This is a genomic window from Microcoleus sp. AR_TQ3_B6 (assembly GCF_036702785.1).
In the GTDB taxonomy this organism is placed as follows: domain Bacteria; phylum Cyanobacteriota; class Cyanobacteriia; order Cyanobacteriales; family Microcoleaceae; genus Microcoleus.
The window spans coordinates 102,482-105,138 of record NZ_JAUBVJ010000017.1; the positions used below are offsets into that span (position 1 = coordinate 102,482).

Annotated in this window: 1 protein-coding gene and 1 pseudogene; both read right to left on the reverse strand. The window is 46.3% G+C overall.

All coding sequences use genetic code 11. From position 1 onward, the window contains the following. Positions 1 to 478, reverse strand: a pseudogene (locus QUB56_RS11400) (WD40 repeat domain-containing protein); the annotation flags it as partial. Next, positions 475 to 2,523 (reverse strand): ATP-binding protein, encoded by a 2,049-nt coding sequence (locus QUB56_RS11405; RefSeq protein ID WP_332955254.1) that lies wholly within the window; start codon positions 2,521 to 2,523, stop codon positions 475 to 477. The pseudogene QUB56_RS11400 and the gene QUB56_RS11405, both read right to left, overlap by 4 nt. Positions 2,524 to 2,657 lie beyond the last annotated feature (134 nt).

The following is a 2,657-nucleotide window of genomic DNA, read 5'->3' on the forward strand; positions in this document are numbered from 1 at the left end:
TTACCGAGTCAGTATGACCGGTGAGGGTTCGCAGACATCCTTCTCCGGGCCGCTCTAAATTAGCCCTCAAAGGCCGCAGCCAAAGACTATCTTTCCACTGCTTGGCTTGTTCCAGCAACCCCTGAATATCAGTCATTTCAAAATCTAGCAACCTCCCCAACAATTGCCCTGCCAGTTGCGTTTTATCCTTTTCCAAAATGTGCGCCGACTTGCGAATGGCCCCTTGAATCAACTTCAGCGTTTTAGTTTGCTCCTGCGACAGCAACACATCTGGATTTCTCCCTAAATCGTAATCCTCAATTAGCGGCTGCACCCCCAACAATTTTAACTTCGCCTCAATAAAACCAAGATCCGTCACCCAACCATAATAACGGTTGAAATCTCGCCCAATCTCAATGAAATCCCTGGGTTGATGCTTCAACAAATATTCTCGCTCCGATTTACTTTGCTTCGCCAACCACACACCCAAATCGCTCATAGAGGCGCTCCTTCTACCCTGTTATTCATACCTTGGCGGTTAAGTTCTTCAACATTAACCCCCGCAGATTGCACAGTTTCATCTTTTGCCAGAAACTCGCGAAAACTGTTGTGATAAATGCTGTAGCGAATTTCGCCGCTGACTTGTTGCTGCCGCAAAAATGAATCCCATTTCTTGAGTACCTGCTGTACTTTAAAATCTGTCTCGCGTACCGATTTAGCAATCCAGCCGCGAGAAACAGCTTCGCGCGCTTTCGAGATGACGTAGATAATCTTAACTTTCATCTCCAACAGCGGATCGTCTTCCCTGCCGATCATCTGTGCCCAATGCTTCCGATAATATCCTGTCAACTCCCTAGGCAAATCTTCCAAAGAAACATCCCTGTACTCGCCGTTTTCGATATCATTCAGCACGTAGCGGAGATACATAAAATTGTTCTGGCTTTTTTGGGCCACCGCCCCCACAAACTGTTCCAGGCTCAAATCATGACTGGCAATCCAATTCTGAATCGACGCGCTATTGCTGGTGCGTTTTGCAATATAAGCCTTCGTATCTTCCAGACTTTCTGCATCGTACTGCATCAAATCAAACGGCAGATGATTCATCGGCAAAGGCAAAGATTCCGGCCGCTTGGAAACAATAAAGTAAACGTTATCCGGCAAAACTTCCGGCAAATAGAGAACGTTGCTGCCGCTGCTTTGCAAACTCAAATCGACTTCATCGAGGGCATCAACTACAAAAATTAACTTTTTCCCGCCCAATGTAGCGCTGACTTCCCCCAACAGCCGCCCTAAAAAATTGCCGTTTGCCGTCGCATTTTCCGGCAGTTGCGGATACTTATCCCTGAGTTTAAAGCCATCAATTAATTGAAGGCAGGCATTTTCGAGAAATGTTTTGGCATCAACAATCCCGTCGGAGCGCGAGTTAAAATGAGTAACGCAGCGGCGTCTCATCATCAACACGCACTGCGCCAGAATTGAACTTTTCCCGACACCAGGTTCTGCTTCTAAAACAAAATAGCCTTTCCGATTTGTTTGCAAGAAACGACCAATTTCTTCAAATACAAATCTGCGCCCGGTAAAGTCTTTAGTCCGGTCTTCAATAATCGTCTCGGACTTCAATGAAATCGGCAATCGGGGCGCGGAAGTATCGATAAATGTTTGCAGCAATTCCCGAACTTGCGCCAAATCGTCCCGGATGCCAATTTCTATGGCTGACAATTTCTCCATCACTTGACAAATCTGCTGCCTAGTTGCCACGGCCTCCAACTTTTGCAGAATTTCCCTATTTTGCAGCCCCAAATTTTTGAGTTCTGCCAAAGCAATTTGGTGCAGTTTCAACAGCATCGCGGCAAACTTTTCTCCTCCCTTCGCCGCATCCTGTTTGAGCACTCGGCAGTAAGCTTTCGGGAAAGTTGCGTACAGTTTGTCCGCAACAAATTCGACGATTTTCGCATCGAAGGATTTCCCCTGGCTGGCCGCGAATTCGTTGAGGAAAGTTGCCCAATCTGCCGTTGTCAATCCGGTAACTCGATCGAACTCCTCGGCATCCGCAGAAAAAATTAGGGTTAACTGGTCTTCGGAAATATTTAAACCCCTTGACAAGTCGGCTGTATTCGTGTTAATATCCAGCCAGTATTCAGGAGTTTTATCGGCTAATTGATTGATCGCCCTTTCAGGAGAAGGCAAATTTTTGCTAAGTGCGATCGCAATTAATTGAGGGGACAAAGCAACCTCTCTCAAAATATACGCGATCGCCTCACCCGCCGCCTCAATCAAATCGTGATTTTCCAGAATACTCGGATTTTTGCTCAACCGTTGGGTCATCCGATTTCCGAGGTCATTAGCCGCAATATTCCCCGCTATATCACCAGCAATCGCCGCCAAAATCGAAACTCCCCCAAGGGCGATCGGACCGCCTATCATGCCCGCTGCTGCTTGAGTTGCCGGATTGGCGATCGCGTTTGAAATAACTTGTCCCATAGCCATCACCGCACTGCATCCAATTACCCTATTTTTAAAATTAGCTAAGTCCCTTCGCGACATATAATAAATATTTTTATTTTCAAAATTTAGTAGTAATTATATAGCAACTATTGCAGAAGTCGTAAATTTTTTACCCCACCCCAACCCTCCCCGATGCCTTGGGGAGGGAGTAAGAGATTCACAAATGATTTAGG